Genomic DNA, 19429 nt, shown 5'->3' with positions numbered 1-19429 from the left:
ATTCATATCCCGGTGCTGCCGATCCGCATCGAAGCCGCGCATTCTAACGGCCGAAAACAGGATCGCCTAGAGGGGAAGCAAGAGGTGTTGCTTCGCTGCGCTTCGCATCGGTGCCTGCATGTCGTGCGGCATCCACTGACGATGGAAACGACGAGGGCGGCCATGGCCGCCCTCGTTGCAATCGCTATGCCCTGCCCGCTCAGCCGTGCGGATGACGGCTCTGCGTGGCGGGGTCGCCCACCTTGGCGCCGGCATCGCCGCGTGGCGGCGGAGGCGGCGGCGTGGAACCGGTGGCGGACTTGGTCCAATCCGCCGGCGGGCCCGGCACGCGGCCGGCCATGATCTCGTCGATCTGGTGCGCGTCGATGGTTTCGTACTGCAGCAGCGCTTCGGCCATCACGTGCAGCTTGTCGATGTTGTCGGTGAGCAGCTGCTTGGTGCGCGCGTAGTTGCGGTCCAGGATCGCGCGCACTTCTTCGTCGATCTTGCGCGCGGTCTCGTTGGAGACGTTCTTGTGCTGCGTGACGGCGCGGCCGAGGAATACTTCGTCCTCTTCCTCGCCATAAGTGACCGGACCGAGCGTGTCGGACAGGCCCCACTTGGTGGCCATGTTGCGCGCCATCTTGGTTGCGCGCTCGATGTCGTTGGAGGCACCGGTGGTGACCTTGTCCTCGCCGAAGATCAGCGCCTCGGCCACGCGGCCGCCATACAGCGAGCACAGCTGCGATTCGATCGCCACGCGGTTCATGCTGTACTTGTCGCCTTCCGGCAGGTACATGGTCACGCCCAGCGCGCGGCCGCGCGGAATGATGGTGACCTTGTAGACCGGGTCGTGCTCGGGCACCAGGCGGCCGACGATGGCGTGGCCGGCCTCGTGATACGCGGTGAGCTTCTTCTCGTCCTCGCTCATGGCCATGGAGCGGCGCTCCGTGCCCATCAGGATCTTGTCGCGCGCCTTGTCCAGGTGATTCATGCGCACGTCGCGCGCGTTCTCGCGCGCGGCGAACAGCGCCGCTTCATTGACGAGGTTCGCCAGGTCCGCGCCGGAGAAGCCCGGCGTGCCGCGTGCGATGGTCATGGCGTCGACGTCGGCGCCGGTCGGCACCTTGCGCAGGTGGACTTTAAGGATCTGCTCGCGGCCCTTCACGTCCGGCAGGCCGACCACCACCTGGCGGTCGAAGCGGCCTGGACGCAGCAGCGCGGGGTCGAGCACGTCGGGGCGGTTGGTCGCGGCGATCACGATCACGCCTTCGGTGCCCTCGAAGCCGTCCATCTCCACCAGCAGCTGGTTGAGGGTCTGCTCGCGCTCGTCGTGGCCGCCGCCCAGGCCGGCGCCGCGGTGGCGGCCGACCGCATCGATTTCGTCGATGAAGATGATGCAGGGCGCGTGCTTCTTGGCCTGGTCGAACATGTCGCGCACGCGGCTGGCGCCGACGCCGACGAACATTTCGACGAAGTCGGAACCGGAGATCGAGAAGAACGGCACCTTGGCCTCGCCCGCAATGGCCTTGGCCAGCAGGGTCTTGCCGGTGCCGGGCGGACCGACCATCAGCACGCCGCGGGGGATCTTGCCGCCGAGCTTCTGGAACTTGCCCGGGTCGCGCAGGAACTCGACCAGTTCGCCGACTTCCTCCTTCGCTTCGTCGCAGCCGGCGACGTCGCTGAAATTGACCTTGATCTGGTCCTCGCCCTGCAGCTTGGCGCGCGAGCGGCCGAAGCTCATGGCGCCGCGCCCGCCGGCGCCGGCCTGCATCTGGCGCATGAACCAGATGAAGACGCCCACGATCAGGATGATCGGCAGCCAGTTGAGCAGCAGGCCCAGCAGGGAGAAGCCGTTGTTGGCCGGCTCCTGCCGCACCTCGACGCCCTTGTCCTGCATCTGCTTGACCACCGAGCTGGTGGAGAAGCCGAGCACGGGGGCCACGGTGCGGAAGGCGCTGCCGTCCTTGAGCTTGCCGCTGATCGTGGCCGGTTGATCGGCGCTGATCACGGCGGTGGACACGTTGCCGTTGTCCACGCTCTGTACAAAGCTGCTGTAAGGCAGGTCGGAGGACGACGCGCCATGCGGATTGAAGCTCTGGAACACCGTGAGCAATACCACGGCGATGATCAGCCAGAGCAACAGATTTTTAGCCATCTCATTCATGCACGGTTCTCGCCCGGTTGAGCGCCACTGACCTTTCTTCCTGTGGCCAGCGCATAGACCTCACGCGAACGGGCGCGGGAGGCTTTGGGTTTACGCATAGTTACGCGCGAAAACTCCGTGCGCAAGCTACGCAGGTAATCGTCGAAGCCAGCTCCCTGGAATAACTTGATCAGGAACGAACCGCCCGGTTTCAGCCAATGGCGGCTGAAATCCAGCGCCAGCTCGGCCAGATCCATAGCCCGGATCTGATCGGCCAGCGCGACACCACTCATATTGGGGGCCATGTCGGATAGGACAAGATCGAGCTGCTGGCCCTCCAGGCGGCTCTCCAGCTCGCGCAGGACGGACTCCTCGCGGAAGTCGCCCTGCAGGAAATCCACGCCGGCGATGCCCTGCATGGGCAGGATGTCCAGGGCCACCACCTTGCCGGTGTCGCCCAGGCGCTGGCGCACCAGCTGGGACCATCCGCCCGGGGCGGCGCCCAGGTCGACCACGCGCATGCCCGGCTTGAGCAGGCGGTCGCGCTCGATCAGTTCTTCCAGCTTATAGACGGCACGGGAGCGCACGCCCTCGGCCTGGGCTTTCTTCACATAGACGTCATCGAAGTGTTCCCGCAGCCAGCGGGAACTGCTTTTGCTGCGGGACATGGGTCGGCAACGGCCACAGATAGGGGGTAACGGGGCGGCATGATACCCTTGTCGGTCCATTCGCCGCGAATCCGAGACTGAACGCATGTCGCTCTCCCCCTCCCAGCGCCGCTATCTGCGCAGTCTGGCCCACGATCTCAAGCCGGTCATCCTGCTCGGGGCCAAGGGCGCGACCGAGGCCGTGGTCAAGGAACTGGACCTGGCCCTGACCCACCACGAACTGGTCAAGGTGAAGCTGTCCGGCGGCGACAAGGACGAACGCCAGGAGCAGATCGACTTCCTCGCCGGCGGCACCCGCGCCGAAAGCGTGCAGCAGATCGGCCATATCGTGGTGCTGTTCCGCCGCAACGAGGACGAGCCCAAGCTCGCCCTGCCCCGCTGAGCCGGCCCGCATGGACCTTTCGCTCGACCGCCCCGGCGAATACCTGTACGTGCGCCGGGTCGGCGCGCGCAGCGTCACCGTAGTCGACCGCGAGTTCACCCGCAGCCTGGTGCTTTCCCCGGAAAAGGCCATCGAGAACTGGCCGGTCACCCATGCCGGCCAGCTGGATGCCGGCCACGTCGACGGCATCCTGGCGCTGGACCCCGAAGTGGTGGTGCTGGGCACCGGCGAACGCCAGGTGTTCCCCGCCGCCGCCTTCCTGGCCGGCTTCCTGCGCAAGGGCGTGGGCGTGGAAGTGATGGACAACGCCGCCGCGGCGCGCACCTACGACCTGCTGGCCGGCGAGCGCCGCCGCGTGGTCGCGGCGTTTATCCTGCCGGAAGCCTGAGCGCCGCCGCTCAGCGCGACGGCAGATAACCCAGCGGGTCGACCGGATTGCCGTCGCGGCGGATCTGGAACTGCAGCTCGTCGCGGGTTGCGCCGGTGGAACCCATCTCGGCGATCTGCTGGCCCGCGCTGACGCGCTGGCCTTCCTTCACCAGTCGCTTGCTGTTGTGCCCGTAGGCCGACAGGAAGCTGTCGTTGTGCTTGATGATCACCAGCTCGCCATAGCCGACCAGGCCATTGCCGCTGTACACCACCACGCCATCGGCGGCGGCGCGGATCGGATCGCCGGACTTGCCCAGGATCTCGATTCCGGGAATCGCATCGCCCGACTGGTAACGCTTACCCAGTGAACCGTCTGCCGGCCAGCGCCAGTTGATGCCGGCGCTGGAGCGCGTGGCGCCCGGGGCCACGGCCTGCGGAGGAGCCGGCGGCGGCGTCGCGGCAGCCGCCGCGGTGTGCGCGGTGGCGGGCGCGCCGGCCACCGGCACGACGGTAACCGCGGTCGAAGCCGGGGCAGGCACCGCTACGGGGGCCGTGGACGGTGCGGGCTTGGCCGGGGCCGCCGCAACGGGAGCCTCGGCCGACGTCGCCGCCGGATTGTTCTGCACGTTCTGGAAGCCGCCGCCGCTCGGCGTATTAGCAGGCACCAGCACCACCGGATGGCTCGGCGGCTTGGGCAACGTGGCCGCAACCGCCGCATGGCTGGCCGCCGGTGCGGCCGCTCCGCTCGGTGACAGCTTCAGTGTCTGCCCCGGCCAGATCGTGTACGGCGTGGCGATGCCGTTCCACGAAGCCAGGTCGCGGAAGTCCACGCTGTTGCGGAAGGCGATCGAATACAGCGTGTCGCCCTTCACCACCTTATAAGTGCCGCCCGGTGCCGCGGCGCGGACAGTCGCCGGCGCCACCGTGCGCCCCTGCGTACCGGCGGCCGGTTCGACCACCACCGAGCTGCGTGGCGAGACGCAGGCGGCGAGCAGCAGGGAGAGCGCGGCGGGGGCGAGGTAGCGGCTGGGTCCGTTCATGCAGTGAGCATAGCGAGGCAAAGGGTGATTTTCATGCGGACGTCCTGTTTCGGACTTCGCCCTAAGCTCAATGGCGCAGCACCCACCACAGCAGCAGGCCGGCCAGGATCACCACCGCGGCCCAGCCGATGCGCTCGATATGCTTGTGCAGGATGCGCTCGGCGCGCTCACCGAAGATGCGGATCAGCAGCGCCAGCAGCCACACGCGCTTGCCGCGGCCCACCGCCATGCACACCAGGAACGGAACGATCGGCACGCCGACGATGCCCGCTGCCCAGGTCACGAATTTCATCGGCACCACCGGCTGCAGCGCAGCCAGCGCCAGCACCACCAGCAGGCCCAGCCAATGCGTGTTCATCTGCGCGCGCAAGCTTTCCACGCCCTGCTCGATCGGCGCCAGCAGGTGCAGCGCCTCCAGCACGGGATGCAGCGCCTGGAACGCCCAGTGGCCCAGCGCATAGCCGACCAGCGAGCCGAGCAGCGAGAACAACAGGCTCACGTTGGCGTAGAAGAACGCCTTGTGCCGCTTGCCCAGCATCATCGGCGCCAGCATCACTTCCGGCATGATCGGGAAGATGAAGGCTTCGACGAAGCTCAAGCCGCACAGGTAGTAGAGCGCCCGGGGGTGGCGCGCCCAGGTCAGGGCGCGTGCGTACAGCGTTCCGAACAAGCGCATCTAGCGTCCTTCAAGCGAGGGCGGCATCAGCCGATGCCGCCGAGCAGCGGCACGAAGCTCACCGGTCCGAGTTCTTCCTGCACGAAGTCGCCCTGCCCGTCGCCGCGCATGCGGATCAGGATCTGATGGCTGGGCGAACCCACCGGCGCCACCAGCACGCCGGTCGGGCTGAGCTGGTCGAGCAGCTGGGTGGGAATGGTGTCGCCGGCGGCGGTGAGGATGATGGCGTCGAACGGCGCCTCGTCCGGCCAGCCCAGCTTGCCGTCGTCGTGGCGCGAGCGCAGGTTGGTCAGGCCCAGCTGGCGGAAGCGGCGGCGCGCCTGGCGCAGCAGTTCCTCGATGCGCTCCACCGTGTACAGCTGCGGCACCAGCGCGGCCAGCACCACCGCCTGGTAGCCGGAGCCGGTGCCGATCTCCAGCACCTTCTGCGGCATGCCGAATTCCAGCAGCGCCTCGGTCATGCGCGCCACCACCCAGGGCTGGGAGATGGTCTGGCCATGGCCGATCGGCAGCGCGGTGTTCTCGTAGGCGCGCGAGTGCAGTGCCTGGTCGATGAAGTGATGGCGCGGCAGGTTGCGGATCACCTCGATCACGCGCGCATCCTTGATGCCGTCTTCCTTCAGCTTGGACGCCAGCCGGTCGCGGGCACGCTGCGAGGTCATGCCTTCGCCTTTGAGCGCGGACGGCGGCAGCGGGTGCACGTTCATGGTCACGCCACCTTCGCTCCGCTGCCGGTGCCCATGCGGCCGCTGAGCGCGGTCATCCAGCTGCTCACCTTCTCCAGCGCCTGGAAGCGCGTGAGGTCGACGTGGATCGGCGTGACCGAGACGTAGCCGCGGCGCACCGCGTCGAAATCGGTGCCGGGGCCGGCGTCGTCCACGTCGCCGGCCGGGCCGATCCACCAGATTGGCTTGCCGCGCGGGTCGGTCTGCCGGATGCACGGCGCGGAACGGTGTCGCTTGCCCAGGCGAGTGACTTCGAAGCCGTGGATCTGTTCCCACGGCAGGTCGGGCACGTTGACGTTGAGGATGGTGTCGGCCGGCAGCGGATCCACCAGCAGGCGCTCCATCAGCATCAGCACGACGCGCGCGGCACAGTCGTAGTGCTCGCCGTGGTGGTCCTTGCTCACCAGCGAGACGGCGATCGCCGGCAGGCCGAGGAAGCGGCCTTCCATCGCGGCCGAGACGGTGCCGGAATAGATCACGTCGTCGCCGAGATTGGCCGAGTTGTTGATGCCGGACACCACGATGTCGGGCTCATAGTCGAGCAGGCCGGCCAGCGCCAGGTGCACGCAGTCGGTCGGCGTGCCCGCCACGCGGTAATAGCCGTTGTCCATCCGCAGCACGCGGATCGGCGCGTCGAGGGTGAGTGAATTGCTGGCGCCGGAGCGGTCCCGGTCGGGAGCCACCACGGTGACCTGGCCGACCGCGCCGAGGCGTTCGGCCAGCACGCGGATGCCGGGAGCATCCACACCGTCGTCGTTGCTTACGAGAACTCGCATTGTCATCCGTTCGAAAAACCCAGGAGCCGGCGCGTTCCCCGGCACGCCAGCGATAAGCGGAAGTCTACCCGAGCGGGCCAGGGGTTTCATCGCCGACGATGTCACGTCCCGGTTGCACCAGGTCCTGGTCTACGATGTCGCGATGAAACGCCGCCCGCCCACCGTGAACGACGACGACGCGCGCCTGTTCCGCGAGGCGATCGGCGAAGTCCGCCGTCTCGACCCCGCCGAGCCGGCACCGGCCGCGCCCCGTCCCGAGCCGCGCGCGCACATGCTGGAAGCGGACGAGGCCGCGGTGCCGGGCGAATTGCTCGATATGGCCTTCGATCCCGGTCTCATGGAAGTCGGCGAGGAGCTCAGCTACCTGCGCGACGGCTATCCGCCGAAACTGCTGCGCCAGCTCAAGCGCGGCCAGTTCAGCGTGCAGGACGACATCGACCTGCACCAGATGAACGCCGCGGCGGCCACCGCGACCATCGCCGACTTTCTCGCCGAGGCGCACGAGCGCGGCTTCCGCTGCGTGCGTATCGTGCATGGCAAGGGCCTGCGCTCGAAAAGCGCCGGGCCGGTGCTGAAGGTGCTGACCGACCGCCTGTTGCGGCGGCGTGACGATGTGATCGCGTTTGCTTCGGCACGGCCGATGCAGGGCGGCACGGGTGCCGTGGTCGTACTGCTGAAGGACTGAACCCGCGCATCCGGCGTAGGTTGGGGTGAGCCGCAGGCGAACCCCAACGTGGCGAAGCGTACGAAGGCACCGATGTTGGGGTTCGCCTGCGGCTCACCCCAACCTACGCCGTGACGGCGAGTTCGCGCACCACCACGGTGGCATACGCACCGGCAGGCAAGCCGAACGTCAGCTCCAGCGCATCCTCGCCCAGCCACTGCCAGCGCAGCTGATCGGGAATGAGCCGCAGCGGGCGGCGCTCCTGATCCATCCGCGCCGCCACCAGCCCCGCGACCAGATCCGCATTCGCCGCGGCCATCGCGCTTTCCAGTTCAGCCACTTCGCCGCCCGCCGGCGTCTCGCCCTGCCCCCACAGCGGCCCGGACGGATGGATGTCGCCGCGTGACAGCCGCTCGGCCAGCACGGCGTCGAACGGCTCGGGGCCGAACCAGGAACGGCTGCCGGCCAGCGACCACAGCTCGCCATCCAGCGGCTGGTCCCAGGCATCGCGCTCCACGCGCGCGGCCAGCACTTCGTTGAACAGATGCGAGCGCGCGGCGGACAGCAGGAACTGGCGCTTGTCGCGGTCCACCCGGCGCCCGGCGAACATCGCGCGCGCCTGCTCCACATTGCCGCCGCCGCGGCCGAAGCGCTGCTCGCCGAAATAATTCGGCACGCCGCGCGCGGCGATGCGCTCCAGCACTTCCTCGGCACGAGCGCGGTCGCCCTGCACCTGGCGCAGCACCAGCACGAAGCGGTTGCCGCGCAGCGCGCCGCGCTTGAGCTTGCGCTTGTGCCGCGTGGCCGAGAGCACCTGCACCTCCGCATGCGGAAACGCCGACCAGTCCGGATCGGGCTTGCCGGCCAGCTGCACCGAGAAGGCCTGGCGCGTCACCGCGTGGCGATCCTTCAGGCCCGCATAGCCCACGGCCACCTGCGGCACGCCCGCGTAGTTCGCCAGTTCGCGTGCCACCCAGTCGGTGGTGGCGCCGCGCTTTTCCACCAGCAGCAGCGCGTGCTCGCCTTCGCCGTCGGCTTCGTAGCCGAGGATTTCCTCCACGCGGAAATCCTCGGGCGTGCTGCGCAACTGGGCGCTCAGCGGCGGGGTGCCATTGGCGTAGGGAAGATCGCTCATTGAATGGGTACCGGAAAAAGAAAAACGCGTCAGACCAGGAACACCGTGGCCAGCCCGAGGAAAATAAAAAAGCCGCCGCTGTCGGTCATCGCCGTGATCAGCACGCTCGAACCCAGCGCCGGATCGCGCCCGCGGCGCGCCATCAGCATCGGAATGCCGACGCCGCAGAACGCCGCCAGCAGCAGGTTGAGCGTCATCGCCGCGGTCATCACCAGGCCCAGCGCCAGATGCCCGTACAGCGCCCACGCCACCAGGCCGATCACGCCGCCCCAGACCAGGCCGTTGGCCAGCGCCACGCCCATTTCCTTGCGCCATAGCCGCTTGGCGCTGGCGGGCGTGATCTGGTCCAGCGCCAGCGCGCGCACGATCATGGTGATGGTCTGGTTGCCTGAATTGCCGCCGATGCCAGCCACGATCGGCATCAAGGTGGCCAGCGCCACCAGCTTCTGGATCGAACCTTCGAACAGGCCGATCACGCGCGAGGCGATGAATGCCGTCACCAGATTCACCGCCAGCCAGGTCCAGCGGTTGCGCACCGATTTCCACACCGAGGCGAAGATGTCTTCTTCCTCGCGCAGGCCGCCGCGGCTCAGCGCTTCGCTTTCGCCTTCCTCGCGGATCACGTCGACCATGGCGTCGATGGTGATGCGGCCGATCAGATGATTGTTGTCGTCCACCACCGGCGCGGTGACCAGGTCGTAGCGCTCGAAGGCCTGCGCGGTTTCGTAGGCGTCGTCGGCCGGGTGGAAGGTGTTGACGTCCGGCGCCATCACCTCGCTCACCATTTTTTCCGGCGAATTGACCAGCAGCCAGTGGATCGGCAGCACGCCCGTGAGCAGGTTGTCGTGGTTCACCACGAACAGCTTGTCGGTCTGCGCGGGCAGCTCGTCGAAACGGCGCAGATAGCGCAGCACCGTTTCCAGGCTGACGTCCTCGCGGATGGTGACCATCTCGAAGTCCATCAGCGCGCCGACCTGATCGTCGGCCCAGGACAGCGCCGACTGCAGCTGTTCGCGCTGCTGCGCGTCGAGGCTGGCCATCAGCTCCGGCAGCACCTCGGTGGGCAGATCCTCCACCAGGTCGGCCAGCTCGTCCGCCTCCAGCGGCTCGACCGCGGCGAGGATCTCGCGCTGGTCCATGTCGGCGATCAGCGATTCGCGGACGGCGTCGGAGACTTCGAGCAGGATCTCGCCGTCGCGGTCGGCCTTGACCAGCTGCCAGACGGTGAGGCGGTCGGCCAGCGGCAGCGTTTCGAGGATGTAGGCGATGTCGGCCGGATGCAGGCCATCGAGCTGGCGCTGCAGTTCGGACAGGTGCTGGCGGTGCAGCAGGTTATCGACCAGCTCCTGGTGCGGCCCGTGCTGCGCATGCGCCACCTGCTCCACCAGCTTGTGCCGGCGCAGCAGTTCATTGATGCGCTCCAGCTGCTCGTGCAGCCGGCCGGCGGAGCCGCGGGCCTCGGCCTCGCTCATGCGCGCATGCTCATACGGGCACGCTCACGCCAGCACCAGCAGCGCGCAGGCCTGCGCGGCGATGCCCTCGCCGCGGCCGGTGAAGCCGAGCTGCTCGGTGGTGGTGGCCTTGATGCTGACGCGGTCGATCTCGCAATGCAGGTCTTCGGCCAGCAGCTCGCGCATGGCCTGCGCGTGCGGGCCGACCTTGGGCGCTTCGCAGATCACCGTCACGTCGACGTTGCCGATCGCGTAGCCGCGCTCGCGCATCAGCGTATAGGCGTGGCGCAGGAACAGCCGGCTCTCGGCGCCGCGCCAGCGTTCCTGCGAAGGCGGGAAATGCCGGCCGATATCGCCCAGCGCCAGCGCGCCGAAGATGGCGTCGCACAGCGCGTGGATCACCACGTCGCCGTCGGAATGCGCCACCACGCCGCGGCTGTGCGGCACGCGCACGCCGCCGAGCATCACATGGTCGCCGTCGCCGAAGGCGTGCACGTCGAAGCCCTGGCCGATCCGCATCATGCGCGCGCCCTCACGCCGTCCTGTCCAGAAGAAACTCGGCCAGCGCGAAATCGGCGGCCGTGGTCACCTTGATATTGTCCTCGGCGCCTTCGACGAGCAACGGGGCATGGCCCGTGCGCTCCATCGCCATCGCCTCGTCGCTGGGCTTGAAGCCTTCCGCCGCCGCCGCGCGCAAAGCCGCGGCCAGTTCGGCGCGGCGGAACAGCTGCGGGGTGAAGGCGCGCCAGCGTTCCTCGCGCGGTTCGGTCGCCATGCTGCGATGCGCGGCGTCGGCACGCTTGAGCGTGTCGCGCAGCGGCGCGCCGAGCAGGCCGCCGCCGGCGGGCACGGCCAGCTCGATCAGGCGGGCGATGTCGGCCGCGCGCACGCAGGGGCGCGCGGCGTCGTGCACCAGCACGAAATCGTCGGGTTTCACCTCGGCCGGCAAGGCATCCAGGCCGGCCAGCACCGAATCGCAGCGCTCGGCGCCACCGATAGTCGTCAGCACCGGCTTGCCGCCGATGCGCTCCATGCCGGGCCAGCGGTCGTCGCCCGCGCCCAGCACCACCATCACGCCGGCAATGCGCGGATGCGTGGCCAGCCGTACCAGCGTGTGCTCGATCAAAGGCCGGCCGGCGAGCGGCAGGTATTGCTTAGGCGTGTCGCCACCGACCCGGGCGCCGCGCCCGGCGGCCGGCACCACGCACCACAGGGAAGCCATGTCAGTGTCCGCCGCTGCTGGCGGCGGGCGCCGGTGCCGCGCTGGCGGCGGCGCCCGGCTGCTCGACCACCTGGTAGAAGGTCTCGCCCGGCTTGATCAGGCCCAGCTCGCCGCGCGCACGCGCCTCGACCGCCTGTTCGCCGTGCTTGAGATCGTCCACGTCCGCGCCCAGCGCCTGGTTGCGCTGGAGCAGGCGCTGGTTGTCCTCGGTCTGCTTCTTCACCGCGGCGCGCAGGGTTTCCACCTCGTGCACGCCGCCGTTGCCGGTCCACAGTTTCACCTGCAGACCGATCAGCACGAGCAGCAGGATGAGGGCGATCCAGCGCAGCATGGCCGTGGACTTCGTTCCCTCAGCCCGGCAGCTTGGCCAGGCTCGGGAACGCGTTGCGGCCGGCGTACTGCGCGGCGGCGCCCAGCTGTTCCTCGATGCGCAGCAGCTGGTTGTACTTGGCCACGCGGTCGGTGCGGCACAGCGAACCGGTCTTGATCTGGGTCGCGGTGGTGGCCACGGCGATGTCGGAGATGGTGGTGTCCTCCGTCTCGCCCGAGCGGTGCGACACGATCGCGGCGTACTTGGCGGCGTCGGCCATGGCGATGGCTTCCAACGTTTCCGACAGCGTGCCGATCTGGTTCACCTTGATCAGGATCGCGTTGGCGATGTGCTTGTCGATGCCTTCGCGGAAGATCGCCGGATTGGTCACGAACAGGTCGTCGCCGACCAGCTGCACCTGCTTGCCGATGCTGTCGGTGAGCAGCTTCCAGCCGTCCCAGTCGCCTTCGGCCATGCCGTCCTCGATGGTGACGATCGGGTACTGCTTCGCCCAGCTGGCGAGCAGGTCGACGAACTGCGCGGGCGTGTAGACCTTGCCCTCGCCTTCCAGGTCGTACTTGCCGTCCTTGAAGAATTCGGAGCTGGCCACGTCCAGGCCGAGCAGGATGTCGCTGCCGATCTTGTAGCCGGTGTGATTGACCGCTTCGAGAATGGTGTCCAGCGCCTCGATGTTCGAGCGCAGGTTCGGCGCGAAGCCGCCCTCGTCGCCCACCGCCGTGTTCAGGCCCTTGCCCTTCAGCACGCTCTTGAGCGCGTGGAAGATCTCGGTGCCGGCGCGCAGCGCCTCGGCGAAGCTGGGCAGGCCGACCGGCAGCACCATGAACTCCTGCACGTCGACGTTGTTATCGGCATGCGCACCGCCGTTGATGATGTTCATCATCGGCACCGGCAGCGCGCCGGGCTTGCCGGTGGTGCCGTTGATGGTGGCCAGGTACTGCCAGAGCGGACGGCCCTGCTGCGCGGCGACCGCGTGCGCGGCGGCCATCGACACGCCGAGGATGGCGTTGGCGCCGAGCTTGCCCTTGTTCGGCGTGCCGTCGAGTGCAATGAGCTTGGCGTCCAGGCCCTTCTGGTCGGCCGCGTCGAAACCCTTGAGCGCACCGGCGATGGCGCCGTTGACGTTGCCCACCGCGTTCTTCACACCCTTGCCGAGATAGCGCGACTTGTCGCCGTCACGCAGTTCCACCGCCTCGCGGGTACCCGTGGAGGCGCCGCTCGGCACCGCCGCGCGGCCGAAGCCGCCACCGGCCAGGGTCACTTCCGCTTCGAGCGTGGGATTGCCGCGGGAGTCGAGGATTTCGCGGGCGTGGATGCGGGTGATGTCGGTGCTCATGCAGTTCCTGTCCAGAAGGGGCGAAGGGGACGAACTAAAGCGGGGAGTAAAACTTAAAGGATCAAAGCGTCTGTTCGAGGAAGCCATGCCGCTTGGTCACGGCATCCAGCTCCATCAGGGTTTCCAGCAGCGCTTCCATCTTGCCGAGCGGCCAGGCGTTGGGGCCGTCGCTCAGCGCCTTGGAGGGATCCGGATGTGTTTCGGCGAACAGGCCGGCCACGCCCACGGCGATCGCCGCGCGCGCCAGCACCGGCACGAATTCGCGCTGGCCGCCGGAGCTGGTGCCCTGCCCGCCGGGCAGCTGCACCGAGTGGGTGGCGTCGAACACCACCGGGCAGCCGGTGTCGCGCATCACCGCGAGCGAGCGCATGTCCGACACCAGGTTGTTGTAGCCGAAGCTGGCGCCGCGCTCGCACACCAGGATGTCGTCGTTGCCCACGGCCTTGGCCTTGTCCACGACGTTCTTCATGTCCCACGGCGCCAGGAACTGGCCCTTCTTGATGTTCACCGGCTTGCCGGCGCGCGCCACCGCCTGGATGAAATCGGTCTGGCGGCACAGGAAGGCCGGCGTCTGCAGCACGTCGACCACCGAGGCCACTTCGGCGAACGGGGTGTATTCGTGCACGTCGGTGAGCACCGGCACGCCGACCTGGCGCTTCACTTCGCCCAGGATGCGCAGGCCCTCTTCCATGCCCAGCCCGCGGAAGCTGCTGCCGGAGGAACGGTTGGCCTTGTCGAAGCTGGACTTGAAGATGAAGTTGACGCCGAGCCGGCCGGTGATTTCCTTGAGCTTGCCGGCGGTATCCACCTGCAGCTGCTCCGACTCGACCACGCAGGGGCCGGCGATCAGGAACAGCGGCTGGTCCTGGCCGACCTCGAAACCGCACAACTTCATGCGACGTTCTCCTTCGGTGCCGACGCCAGGCGCTCGCCTTCGCGCACCGCCTTGTGCTCGCGCGCGGCGCGCACGAAGCCGATGAACAGCGGGTGGCCGTCGCGCGGCGTGGAGGTGAATTCCGGATGCGCCTGGCAGCCGAGGAACCACGGGTGTTGCTGCTGCGGCAGCTCGACGATCTCCACCAGCAGATCGTCCATCGACTTGCCGGAGATCACCATGCCGAGGTCTTCGAACGGCTGGCGGTAGCGGTTGTTGAACTCGTAGCGGTGGCGATGGCGCTCGCGCACCACTTCCTGGCCGTACAGCTCGCGCGCCAGGGTGCCGGCCTTGAGGCGGCATTCCTGCGCGCCCAGGCGCATGGTGCCGCCGAGGTCGGAGCGCTCGGTGCGGGTTTCCACTTCGCCGGCGGCGGTGGTCCACTCGGTGATCAGCGCGATCACCGGGTTGGGCGTGTTGCGGTCGTTCTCGCTGGAATCGGCGTCGGCATGGCCGGCCACGTGACGGGCGAAATCCACCACCGCGGCGTGCATGCCATAGCAGATGCCGAAATACGGCACGCCGTGCTCGCGGGCGTACTTGGCGGCCAGCACCTTGCCTTCGAAGCCGCGCTTGCCGAAGCCGCCCGGCACCAGGATGGCGTCGACGCCGCCCAGCACCTTGGCCGCGCCCTCGGCTTCCACCTGCTCGGAATCGACCCACTGCAGGTTCACGCGCGTCTGCTGCTTGATGCCGCCGTGGCGCAGGGCTTCGCCCAGCGACTTGTAGGCGTCCTTGTGCTCGACGTACTTGCCGACGATGGCCACGTTGACCTCGTCCTTCGGATGCTCCACCGCTTCCACGGTGCGCTGCCAGGCGGAGAGGTCGGCCGGGCCGGCGTCGAGGCCGAGGCGCTTGACCACGATCTCGTCCAGGCCCTGCTTGTGCAGCCACAGCGGCTGCTTGTAGATGATGTCCACGTCGGTGGCGCTGATCACCGCGTGCTCCGGCACGTTGGTGAACAGCGCGATCTTGCGGCGCTCGCCATCGGGCAGCGGCTGCTCGCAGCGGCACAGCAACACGTCCGGCTGGATGCCGATCGAGCGCAGTTCCTTCACCGAATGCTGGGTGGGCTTGGTCTTGATCTCGCCGGCGGCCTTGATGTACGGCACCAGGGTGAGATGCATGAACAGGCACTTCTCCGGGCCATGCTCGATGCGCAGCTGGCGGATCGCCTCCAGGAACGGCAGCGACTCGATGTCGCCCACCGTGCCGCCGATCTCCACCAGGGCCACGTCGAAGCCGCGGGTGGCCTCGTGGATGCAGTGCTTGATCTCGTCGGTGATGTGCGGAATCACCTGCACGGTGGCGCCGAGGTAGTCGCCGCGGCGCTCCTTGCGGATCACCGACTCGTAGATCTTGCCGGTGGTGATGGAGTTCTTGCCGGTGAGGCGGGTGTGGACGAAGCGCTCGTAGTGGCCCAGGTCCAGGTCGGTCTCGGCGCCGTCGTCGGTGACGTAGACCTCGCCGTGCTGGAAGGGGCTCATCGTGCCCGGGTCGACGTTGATGTACGGGTCGAGCTTCATCATGGTGACCGAAAGGCCACGCGCTTCCAGAATGGAAGCCAGCGACGCCGCGGCGATGCCCTTGCCAAGCGAGGACACCACACCGCCGGTGACGAAAATCAGGGGGGTCATGGGATGCAGCCGTGCTGGAAATCGGCATTTTAGCGGAGGTCGCTCCGGGCCGCGAGCGGTAGAGCGAAAATTCCTCCGGCGATTCATTGTGTCGCGTACAGATCGGCTCGATCCGACTGCTAGCATGAACGGATGAGCGAACTCATTCCGCCCCGCCTCGCCCTCTTGCGCCAGGCCATGCGCCGCCACGGCGTCGATGCCTGCCTCGTCCCCAGCGCCGATCCCCACCTGTCCGAATACCTGCCCGCCCACTGGCAGGCGCGGAGCTGGCTGTCCGGCTTCACCGGTTCGGCCGGCACCTTGGTGGTGACCGCGGACTGGGCCGCGCTGTGGACCGATTCGCGCTACTTCGCCCAGGCCGAGCGCGAACTGGCCGGTACCGGCGTGGAACTGATGCGCCAGCGCACGGCCAACGTGCCCGAGCCGCAGGAATGGCTGCGCCAGCAGTTGCACGAAGGCCAGGTGCTGGCCGTGGCCGGCGACAGCCTGCCGCTGTCCGGCCGCAGCCGCTTCGAACGCCAGTTCGAAAGCACCGGCGCACGCCTGCGCACCGACCTGGACCTGCCCGGCGAAGCCTGGACCGGGCGCCCGCCCCTGCCCGCCGCGCCGGTCACCGAACACCCGATCCGCTACGCCTGCATCACCCGCGCCGACAAACTCGCCCGCCTGCGCACCGCCATGCGCAAGCTCGGCGCCAGCCATCACCTGGTCTCCAGCCTGGACGACGTGGCCTGGCTGACCAACCTGCGCGGCAGCGACGTGGAGTGCAATCCGGTCTTCCTCGCCCACCTGCTGGTGGCGGCGGAAGGGCCGGCCGTGCTGTTCGTCGACCGCCGCAAGCTCACCGACGCGCTGGTCGGCGCGCTCGCCGCCGACGGCGTGCGCATCGCCGACTACGCCACCGTCACCGACGCGCTCGGCGAACTGCGCGAAGGCGAGCGCCTGCTGCTGGATGCCGGCCGCGTGGCCTGCGCCGTGGCCGATGCGATCGCGCCGGCCGCGCAGCTGATCGACGCGGCCAATCCGTCCACCGCGATGAAGGCGCGCAAGAGCGCCGCCGAGCTGGATCACGTGCGCGAGGTGATGCGCCGCGACGGCGCCGCCCTGTCCCGCGCGTTCCGCCGCCTGGAGGAACGCCTCGCCGCCGGCATGCGCCAGACCGAGCTGGACGTGCACACCCTGCTGCGCGAGGAGCGCTCGGCCCAGCCCGACTTCGTCGGCGAAAGCTTCGCCACCATCGCCGGCTACCAGGCCAACGGCGCCCTGCCGCATTACCGCGCCACGCCCGAGCACCACAGCACCCTCAAGCCGCTGGGCCTGCTGCTGGTGGATTCCGGCGGCCAGTACCTGGGCGGCACCACCGACGTCACCCGCGTGCTGGTCCTGGGCGAGACCACCGCCGAGCAGCGCCGCGACGCCACCCTGGTGCTGAAGGGCCTGATCGCGCTGTCGCGCGCCCGCTTCCCCAAGGGCGCCAGCGGCCCGCAGCTGGACGCGTTGGCGCGCGCGCCGCTGTGGGCGTCGGGCATGGACTACGGCCACGGCACCGGCCACGGCGTGGGCTATTTCCTCAATGTGCACGAGGGGCCGCAGAGCATCCGGCCGCCGACCAGCGGCCCACTGGTGGCGCTGGAGCCGGGCATGATCAGCTCGATCGAGCCGGGCCTGTACAAGCCGGGCCGGCACGGCATCCGCCACGAGAACCTGGCGGTGGTGGCCGAGGCCGACCAGACCGAGTTCGGCGAATTCCATGCCTTCGAGACCCTGACCATGTGCCCGTTCGACCGCCGCGCACTGGAGCCGGGCCTGCTCAACCCCGAGGAGCGCGCCTGGCTGGACGACTACCACGCCCGCGTGCGCGCCGCGCTCAGCCCGCTGCTGGAAGGCGCCGACCTGGTCTGGCTGGAGCGCCATTGCGCGCCGCTGTGAGACCAAAGCTGGCTTGACCTCCTTGGCCGGCCACCCCATCCTCCCGCGGCTTTCCCCGCTTAACTTCCGGCAGAACCCCCGAGCATGAGCAGTCGCTACAACGCCGCCGACATTGAAGTCCTCTCCGGCCTTGACCCGGTCAAGCGCCGGCCGGGCATGTACACCGACACCAGCCGCCCGAACCACCTGGCGCAGGAAGTCATCGACAACTCGGTGGACGAGGCCCTGGCCGGCCACGCCAGCGCGATCGAGGTGATCGTGCACACCGACGGCTCGGTGCAGGTCAGCGACGACGGCCGCGGCATGCCGGTGGACATCCATCCGGAGGAAGGCATTCCCGGCGTGGAGCTGATCCTCACGCGCCTGCATGCGGGCGGCAAGTTCTCCGGCAAGAACTACAACTTCTCCGGCGGCCTGCACGGCGTGGGCGTGTCGGTGGTGAATGCGCTGTCCAGCCGGGTGGAAGTGACCATCCGCCGCGACGGCAACGAATACCGCATGGCCTTCGAGCACGGCGACCGCGCCAGCGCGCTGGAAGTGATCGGCAGCGTGCCGAAGAAGAAGACCGGCACCACCGTGCACTTCTGGCCCGACCCGAAGTACTTCGATACGCCGAAGATCCTGCTCTCCAAGCTCAAGCACCTGCTGCGCGCCAAGGCCGTGCTGTGCGCGGGCCTCAACGTCAAGCTCACCGACGAAGCCAGCGGCGAAGTGGTGTCCTGGCACTACGAGGACGGCCTGCGCGATTACCTGCGCGGCGAACTGGAAGGCGCCGAGACGCTGCCGGCCGAGCTGTTCGTGCATCACGTGCAGCGCGACACCGAAGGCCTGGACGTGGCCCTGGCCTGGCTGCCGGAAGGCGAGCTGGTACAGGAGAGCTATGTCAATTTGATTCCCACCGCGCAGGGCGGCACCCACGTGAACGGCCTGCGCAGCGGCCTGACCAATGCGGTGCGCGAGTTCTGCGACATCCGCAACCTGCTGCCGCGCGGCGTGAAGCTGGCGCCGGAAGACGTGTGGGAGCGCTTGTCTTTCGTGCTGTCGGCCAAGCTGCAGGATCCGCAGTTCGCCGGCCAGACCAAGGAGCGCCTTTCGTCGCGCAACGCCGCCGCCCTGGTGGAAGGCGTGGTGCACGACGCTTTCAGCCTGTGGCTGAACCAGAACGTGGAGCTGGGCGAGCGCATCGCCATGCTTGCGATCGAGCGCGCCAGCGCGCGCCTGAAAGCCTCCAAGCAGGTGGTGCGCAAGAAGATCACCCAGGGCCCCGCCCTGCCCGGCAAGCTGGCCGACTGCAGCGCCACGGACCTGAGCCGCACGGAGCTGTTCCTGGTCGAAGGCGACTCCGCCGGTGGCAGCGCCAAGCAGGCGCGCGACAAGGATTTCCAGGCGATCCTGCCGCTGCGCGGCAAGATCCTGAACACCTGGGAAGTCGAATCCGGCTCGGTGCTGGCTTCGGAGGAAGTGCACAACCTGGCCGTGGCGATCGGCTGCGATCCGGGCAAGGACGACCTGAGCGGCCTGCGCTACGGCAAGGTGATCATCCTGGCCGACGCCGACTCCGACGGCCTGCATATCGCCACCCTGCTGAGCGCGCTGTTCCTGCGCCACTTCCCCGCCCTGGTGCGCGACGGCCACGTGTTCGTCGCGATGCCGCCGCTGTTCCGCGTGGACGTGGGCAAGCAGGTGTTCTATTGCCTGGACGAGAACGAGAAGACCGCGCTGCTGCAACGGATCGAGCGCGAGAAGATGAAGGGCCAGGTCAGCACCACGCGCTTCAAGGGCCTGGGCGAGATGAACCCGGGGCAGCTGCGCGAGTCGACCATCCATCCGGATACGCGGCGGCTGGTGCAGCTGACCGTCGAAGATGGCGAGGGCACGGCGAAGCTGATGGATATGCTGCTGGCGAAGAAGCGGGCGAGTGATCGCAAGGCTTGGCTGGAAGAAAAGGGCGACCTGGCGACGCTTGAGGTTTAAAGCTTTTAAAGCCCCTCTCCCACCGGGAGAGGGGTTGGGGTGAGGGTACGGGCGGAGC

19 protein-coding genes are annotated in these 19429 nt (G+C 68.4%); 5 read left to right on the top strand and 14 right to left on the bottom strand.

Translation table 11 applies throughout. The annotated features are described in order from the left end of the window. Positions 1-199: 199 nt before the first annotated feature. Entirely contained in the window at positions 200-2146 is a 1947-nt protein-coding gene (gene ftsH, locus KK141_RS05735; protein ID WP_214570276.1) for an ATP-dependent zinc metalloprotease FtsH, read from the bottom strand. Then, the gene (rlmE, locus tag KK141_RS05730) at positions 2143-2793 is read right to left on the bottom strand and encodes a 23S rRNA (uridine(2552)-2'-O)-methyltransferase RlmE (protein WP_167257513.1); all 651 of its coding nucleotides are present in this window, start codon (positions 2791-2793) and stop codon (positions 2143-2145) included. Before rlmE ends, ftsH begins: the two co-directional genes overlap by 4 nt. 85 nt (positions 2794-2878) lie before the next feature. Between rlmE and yhbY the strand changes: the two genes are divergently transcribed. Beyond that, positions 2879-3175 (top strand): ribosome assembly RNA-binding protein YhbY, encoded by a 297-nt coding sequence (gene yhbY / locus KK141_RS05725; protein ID WP_214570277.1) that lies wholly within the window; start codon positions 2879-2881, stop codon positions 3173-3175. 10 nt (positions 3176-3185) lie between these two features. Beyond that, entirely contained in the window at positions 3186-3563 is a 378-nt protein-coding gene (locus tag KK141_RS05720; RefSeq protein ID WP_214570278.1) for an Mth938-like domain-containing protein, read from the top strand. Positions 3564-3573: 10 nt separating this feature from the next. Here the strand turns inward: KK141_RS05720 and KK141_RS05715 are convergent, their stop codons facing one another. The 4 genes from KK141_RS05715 to surE form a co-directional block, all read right to left on the bottom strand. Then, the gene (locus tag KK141_RS05715) at positions 3574-4584 is read right to left on the bottom strand and encodes a peptidoglycan DD-metalloendopeptidase family protein (protein ID WP_214570279.1); all 1011 of its coding nucleotides are present in this window, start codon (positions 4582-4584) and stop codon (positions 3574-3576) included. A 67-nt stretch (positions 4585-4651) separates the two neighbouring features. Then, complete coding sequence (locus KK141_RS05710) at positions 4652-5260, bottom strand: DedA family protein (RefSeq protein WP_214570280.1); 609 nt, start codon at positions 5258-5260, stop codon at positions 4652-4654. Between the two features lie 26 nt (positions 5261-5286). Next, positions 5287-5967, bottom strand: a complete 681-nt coding sequence (locus KK141_RS05705; RefSeq protein WP_214570281.1) for a protein-L-isoaspartate(D-aspartate) O-methyltransferase — start codon at positions 5965-5967, stop codon at positions 5287-5289. Between the two features lie 2 nt (positions 5968-5969). Beyond that, positions 5970-6761: a 5'/3'-nucleotidase SurE gene (gene surE / locus KK141_RS05700; protein WP_214570282.1), complete on the bottom strand. Its 792-nt coding sequence runs from the start codon at positions 6759-6761 to the stop codon at positions 5970-5972. 142 nt (positions 6762-6903) lie between these two features. Between surE and KK141_RS05695 the strand changes: the two genes are divergently transcribed. Next, on the top strand, positions 6904-7446 hold the full coding sequence (locus KK141_RS05695; protein WP_167257506.1) for a Smr/MutS family protein: 543 nt from the start codon (positions 6904-6906) through the stop codon (positions 7444-7446). Between the two features lie 103 nt (positions 7447-7549). On the opposite strand, the gene truD is transcribed toward KK141_RS05695, so the two are convergent. The 8 genes from truD to KK141_RS05655 all read right to left on the bottom strand — a co-directional run bounded on the left by truD (position 7550) and on the right by KK141_RS05655 (position 15468). Continuing rightward, positions 7550-8560 carry a tRNA pseudouridine(13) synthase TruD gene (truD, locus tag KK141_RS05690; RefSeq protein ID WP_214570283.1) on the bottom strand — a complete coding sequence of 337 codons (1011 nt, stop codon included), beginning with the start codon at positions 8558-8560 and terminating at the stop codon, positions 7550-7552. A 29-nt stretch (positions 8561-8589) separates the two neighbouring features. Continuing rightward, entirely contained in the window at positions 8590-10032 is a 1443-nt protein-coding gene (gene mgtE, locus KK141_RS05685; protein ID WP_214570284.1) for a magnesium transporter, read from the bottom strand. 24 nt (positions 10033-10056) lie between these two features. After that, positions 10057-10530, bottom strand: coding sequence for a 2-C-methyl-D-erythritol 2,4-cyclodiphosphate synthase (gene ispF / locus KK141_RS05680; RefSeq protein ID WP_214570445.1), 474 nt, complete (start codon positions 10528-10530; stop codon positions 10057-10059). A 13-nt stretch (positions 10531-10543) separates the two neighbouring features. Next, entirely contained in the window at positions 10544-11233 is a 690-nt protein-coding gene (ispD, locus tag KK141_RS05675; protein ID WP_214570285.1) for a 2-C-methyl-D-erythritol 4-phosphate cytidylyltransferase, read from the bottom strand. 1 nt (position 11234) lies between these two features. Next, positions 11235-11564, bottom strand: coding sequence for a cell division protein FtsB (ftsB, locus tag KK141_RS05670; RefSeq protein WP_167257502.1), 330 nt, complete (start codon positions 11562-11564; stop codon positions 11235-11237). A 19-nt stretch (positions 11565-11583) separates the two neighbouring features. Further along, positions 11584-12897 (bottom strand): phosphopyruvate hydratase, encoded by a 1314-nt coding sequence (gene eno, locus KK141_RS05665; protein ID WP_214570286.1) that lies wholly within the window; start codon positions 12895-12897, stop codon positions 11584-11586. A 61-nt stretch (positions 12898-12958) separates the two neighbouring features. Next, positions 12959-13792, bottom strand: coding sequence for a 3-deoxy-8-phosphooctulonate synthase (gene kdsA, locus KK141_RS05660; RefSeq protein ID WP_214570287.1), 834 nt, complete (start codon positions 13790-13792; stop codon positions 12959-12961). Then, a complete protein-coding gene (locus KK141_RS05655) occupies positions 13789-15468 on the bottom strand; it encodes a CTP synthase (RefSeq protein WP_214570288.1) in 1680 nt (559 codons plus the stop codon). The genes kdsA and KK141_RS05655 overlap by 4 nt, the downstream gene beginning before the upstream one ends. 132 nt (positions 15469-15600) lie before the next feature. Between KK141_RS05655 and KK141_RS05650 the strand changes: the two genes are divergently transcribed. Together KK141_RS05650 and parE are read left to right on the top strand one after the other, a co-directional pair. Beyond that, complete coding sequence (locus KK141_RS05650; RefSeq protein WP_214570289.1) at positions 15601-17397, top strand: aminopeptidase P family protein; 1797 nt, start codon at positions 15601-15603, stop codon at positions 17395-17397. 84 nt (positions 17398-17481) lie between these two features. Further along, on the top strand, positions 17482-19371 hold the full coding sequence (parE, locus tag KK141_RS05645) for a DNA topoisomerase IV subunit B (protein WP_214570290.1): 1890 nt from the start codon (positions 17482-17484) through the stop codon (positions 19369-19371). The last annotated feature ends 58 nt before the right edge of the window (positions 19372-19429 follow it).

Origin of the sequence: Dyella sp. LX-66 (genome assembly GCF_018599165.1) — a bacterium.
GTDB lineage: Bacteria > Pseudomonadota > Gammaproteobacteria > Xanthomonadales > Rhodanobacteraceae > Dyella_D > Dyella_D marensis.
The sequence above is the reverse complement of the archived record's forward strand: the minus strand, read 5'-3'. Positions and strand labels throughout refer to the sequence as shown.